Here is a 5,316-nt window from a genome sequence, read left to right on the forward strand (position 1 = left end):
TGCTAAGCGACTACCTTATCTCACAGGGGGCAACCCCCAACTACTTCCGGCGTTCTAGGGCTTAACTTCTGTGTTCGGCATGGGTACAGGTGTATCTCCTAGGCTATCGTCACTTAACTGCTGAGTATCTAACACACTCAAAATTGAATAACGTCTCAAATTGTAAAAGATTTACCTCTACGCTATCTTTCTCAATGAAATTGTACTCCGGCTAAATCCTTACTAGATCTGCCTTCATTACTTAAGTAATTGTATTCGAACTAAAAAGCTAGTGATTTAGATAAATCCGCTTGAAGTCCCTATGACTTCTGCGCAGATTCCCTAAAATCATACGCTTTTCTTCACGTTCTCATTACTTCTTCTCGGATAAGTCCTCGAGCTATTAGTATTAGTCCGCTCCATTGCTCACACAACTTCCACTCCTAACCTATCTACCTGATCTTCTCTCAGGGCTCTTACTAACATAACGTTATGGGAAATCTCATCTTGAGGTGGGTTTCACACTTAGATGCTTTCAGCGTTTATCCCTTCCCTACATAGCTACCCAGCGATGCTCTTGGCAGAACAACTGGTACACCAGCGGTAAGTCCACTCTGGTCCTCTCGTACTAGGAGCAGATCCTCTCAAATTTCCTTCGCCCGCGACGGATAGGGACCGAACTGTCTCACGACGTTCTGAACCCAGCTCGCGTGCCGCTTTAATGGGCGAACAGCCCAACCCTTGGGACCGACTACAGCCCCAGGATGCGACGAGCCGACATCGAGGTGCCAAACCTCCCCGTCGATGTGAACTCTTGGGGGAGATAAGCCTGTTATCCCCAGGGTAGCTTTTATCCGTTGAGCGATGGCCCTTCCATACGGAACCACCGGATCACTAAGCCCGACTTTCGTCCCTGCTCGAGTTGTTGCTCTCGCAGTCAAGCTCCCTTATACCTTTACACTCTGCGATTGATTTCCAACCAATCTGAGGGAACCTTTGGGCGCCTCCGTTACCTTTTAGGAGGCGACCGCCCCAGTCAAACTGCCCGTCAGACACTGTCTCCGATAGGGATCACCTATCCGGGTTAGAGTGGCCATAACACAAGGGTAGTATCCCAACATCGCCTCCATCGAAACTGGCGTCCCGATCTCTTTGGCTCCTACCTATCCTGTACATGTGGCACAGACACTCAATATCAAACTGCAGTAAAGCTCCATGGGGTCTTTCCGTCCTGTCGCGGGTAACCTGCATCTTCACAGGTACTAAAATTTCACCGAGTCTCTCGTTGAGACAGTGCCCAAATCATTACGCCTTTCGTGCGGGTCGGAACTTACCCGACAAGGAATTTCGCTACCTTAGGACCGTTATAGTTACGGCCGCCGTTTACTGGGGCTTCAATTCATACCTTCGACTTACGTCTAAGCACTCCTCTTAACCTTCCAGCACCGGGCAGGCGTCACCCCCTATACATCATCTTACGATTTAGCAGAGAGCTGTGTTTTTGATAAACAGTTGCTTGGGCCTATTCACTGCGGCTGACTTTAAGCCAGCACCCCTTCTCCCGAAGTTACGGGGTCATTTTGCCGAGTTCCTTAACGAGAGTTCTCTCGATCACCTGAGGCTACTCGCCTCGACTACCTGTGTCGGTTTGCGGTACGGGTAGAGTATAAATTAACGCTAGAAGCTTTTCTTGGCAGTGTGACGTCACTCACTTCGCTACTAAACTTCGCTCCCCATCACAGCTCAATGTTACAGATAGAAGCATTTGACTCCTATCACACCTCACTGCTTAGACGTGCTCTTCCATTCGCACGCTTGAGTTAGCCTACTGCGTCCCTCCTTCACTCTATACTCTAGTACAGGAATCTCTACCTGTTGGCCATCGGATACACCTTTCGGTCTCTCCTTAGGTCCCGACTAACCCAGGGCGGACGAGCCTTCCCCTGGAAACCTTAGTCTTACGGTGGACAGGATTCTCACCTGTCTTGCGCTACTCATACCGGCATTCTCACTTCTATGCGTTCCAGCGCTCCTCACGGTACACCTTCACCACACATAGAACGCTCTCCTACCATCCCCTAAAGGATCCACAGCTTCGGTAAATTGTTTTAGCCCCGGTACATTTTCGGCGCAGGGTCACTCGACTAGTGAGCTATTACGCACTCTTTGAATGAATAGCTGCTTCTAAGCTAACATCCTAGTTGTCTGTGCAACCCCACATCCTTTTCCACTTAACAATTATTTTGGGACCTTAGCTGGTGGTCTGGGCTGTTTCCCTTTCGACTACGGATCTTAGCACTCGCAGTCTGACTGCCGACCATAATTCATTGGCATTCGGAGTTTATCTGAGATTGGTAATCCGGGATGGACCCCTCACCCAAACAGTGCTCTACCTCCAAGAATCTTTCTGTCGACGCTAGCCCTAAAGCTATTTCGGAGAGAACCAGCTATCTCCAAGTTCGTTTGGAATTTCTCCGCTACCCACAAGTCATCCAAGCACTTTTCAACGTGCCCTGGTGCGGTCCTCCAGTGAGTTTTACCTCACCTTCAACCTGCTCATGGGTAGGTCACATGGTTTCGGGTCTACATCATGATACTATACCGCCCTCTTCAGACTCGGTTTCCCTACGGCTCCGTCTCTTCAACTTAACCTCGCATCATAACGTAACTCGCCGGTTCATTCTACAAAAGGCACGCTCTCACCCATTAACGGGCTCGAACTTGTTGTAGGCACACGGTTTCAGGTTCTCTTTCACTCCCCTCCCGGGGTGCTTTTCACCTTTCCCTCACGGTACTGGTTCACTATCGGTCACTAGGGAGTATTTAGGGTTGGGAGATGGTCCTCCCAGATTCCGACGGGATTCCTCGTGTCCCGCCGTACTCAGGATCCTGCTAGGTATAAAGATTATTTAAAATACGAGGCTCTTACTCTCTCTGGCAACCTTTCCCAAGGTCTTCTTCTATAATCTTTAAATCCACATCGCAGTCCTACAACCCCGAGAAGTAAACTTCTCGGTTTGCCCTCTTGCCCTTTCGCTCGCCGCTACTCAGGCAATCGCTTTTGCTTTCTCTTCCTGCAGCTACTTAGATGTTTCAGTTCACTGCGTCTTCCTCCTCATATCCTTAACAGATACGGGTAATAGGTATCTACCTATTGGGTTCCCCCATTCGGACATCCCTGGATCTACGCTTACTTACAGCTCCCCAAGGCATTTCGTCGTTTGTCACGTCCTTCTTCGGCTCCTAGTGCCAAGGCATCCACCGTGCGCCCTTACTAACTTAACCTTATTTTTGACCTCTCAGTCATATACTCATTAATATTCACAGCGTTTTCGGTTTATTTTCTTGTTACTATTTGATATCGTTATTCAATTTTCAATGTGCTAAATTTAGGATAGTTAGTCTCGTATTCAACTTAACTTCTTTATTAAGTTTAGTAGGATTCTATCCTAATGGAGCCTAGCGGGATCGAACCGCTGACCTCCTGCGTGCAAAGCAGGCGCTCTCCCAGCTGAGCTAAGGCCCCACAAGACCTCTCAAAACTAAACAAGACAAACTCAATGGCTTCCGTTTTCCTTAGAAAGGAGGTGATCCAGCCGCACCTTCCGATACGGCTACCTTGTTACGACTTCACCCCAATCATCTATCCCACCTTAGGCGGCTGGCTCCTTACGGTTACCTCACCGACTTCGGGTGTTACAAACTCTCGTGGTGTGACGGGCGGTGTGTACAAGGCCCGGGAACGTATTCACCGCGGCGTGCTGATCCGCGATTACTAGCGATTCCGACTTCATGTAGGCGAGTTGCAGCCTACAATCCGAACTGAGACTGGCTTTCAGAGATTAGCTTGCCGTCACCGGCTTGCGACTCGTTGTACCAGCCATTGTAGCACGTGTGTAGCCCAGGTCATAAGGGGCATGATGATTTGACGTCATCCCCACCTTCCTCCGGTTTATTACCGGCAGTCTCGCTAGAGTGCCCAACTCAATGATGGCAACTAACAATAAGGGTTGCGCTCGTTGCGGGACTTAACCCAACATCTCACGACACGAGCTGACGACAACCATGCACCACCTGTCACCAGTGCCCCGAAGGGAAACCCTATCTCTAGGGCAGTCACTGGGATGTCAAGACCTGGTAAGGTTCTTCGCGTTGCTTCGAATTAAACCACATGCTCCACCGCTTGTGCGGGCCCCCGTCAATTCCTTTGAGTTTCAACCTTGCGGTCGTACTCCCCAGGCGGAGTGCTTAATGCGTTAGCTGCGGCACTAAGTCCCGGAAAGGACCTAACACCTAGCACTCATCGTTTACGGCGTGGACTACCAGGGTATCTAATCCTGTTCGCTCCCCACGCTTTCGAGCCTCAGCGTCAGTTACAGACCAGAGAGCCGCTTTCGCCACCGGTGTTCCTCCATATATCTACGCATTTCACCGCTACACATGGAATTCCACTCTCCCCTTCTGCACTCAAGTTAAACAGTTTCCAAAGCCTACAATGGTTGAGCCACTGCCTTTCACTTCAGACTTTTCTAACCGCCTGCGCTCGCTTTACGCCCAATAAATCCGGACAACGCTCGGGACCTACGTATTACCGCGGCTGCTGGCACGTAGTTAGCCGTCCCTTTCTGGTTAAGTACCGTCACAGCATGAACTTTCCATTCTCACACTCGTTCTTCCTTAACAACAGAGCTTTACGATCCGAAAACCTTCTTCACTCACGCGGCGTTGCTCGGTCAGGGTTCCCCCCATTGCCGAAGATTCCCTACTGCTGCCTCCCGTAGGAGTCTGGGCCGTGTCTCAGTCCCAGTGTGGCCGATCACCCTCTCAGGTCGGCTATGTATCGTTGCCTAGGTAGGCCATTACCCTACCTACTAGCTAATACAACGCAGGTCCATCTACTAGCGATGCAATTGCATCTTTCAAGCATCTAACATGTGTTACATACTGTTATGCGGTATTAGCTATCGTTTCCAATAGTTATCCCCCTCTAATAGGTAGGTTACCTACGCGTTACTCACCCGTTCGCAACTCACAGTCTATGGTGTAGCAAGCTACGGTATAAACTGTGCGTCCTACTTGCATGTATTAGGCACGCCGCCAGCGTTCGTCCTGAGCCAGGATCAAACTCTCATATAAAGTTTGAGCTCTCACTCATTTCTGTCACTGACAGATTTATTGTTTCTTCTTAATGTTTGACGGACTGTCTTCTTAAACAGTCGCCTGCACATTGGTTCGTCTTGTTCAGTTTTCAAAGGTCTTTGTCGCCCCTCAAGCGACAACTATCTTAGTATATCATCTCCTTCTCTTCTTGTCAATACCTTTTTTCATCTTTTTTTA

The 5,316-nt window shown here is 49.4% G+C and carries 1 tRNA gene and 3 rRNA genes; all 4 read right to left on the bottom strand.

The features are described 5' to 3' along the window. Window position 1: 1 nt before the first annotated feature. Window positions 2-117: ribosomal RNA gene (rrf, locus tag HMPREF2933_RS03255) — 5S ribosomal RNA — on the bottom strand. A 245-nt stretch (window positions 118-362) separates the two neighbouring features. Then, window positions 363-3,264 (bottom strand): 23S ribosomal RNA (locus tag HMPREF2933_RS03260). A 168-nt stretch (window positions 3,265-3,432) separates the two neighbouring features. Beyond that, window positions 3,433-3,505, bottom strand: a tRNA-Ala gene (locus HMPREF2933_RS03265). A gap of 54 nt (window positions 3,506-3,559) precedes the next feature. Continuing rightward, window positions 3,560-5,115 (bottom strand): 16S ribosomal RNA (locus HMPREF2933_RS03270). Together the 16S, 23S and 5S rRNA genes with 1 tRNA gene alongside form the textbook arrangement of a ribosomal RNA operon. Between the last annotated feature and the right edge of the window lie 201 nt (window positions 5,116-5,316).

Source organism: Streptococcus sp. HMSC066F10 (genome assembly GCF_001813805.1).
In the GTDB taxonomy this organism is placed as follows: Bacteria; Bacillota; Bacilli; order Lactobacillales; family Streptococcaceae; genus Streptococcus; species Streptococcus vaginalis.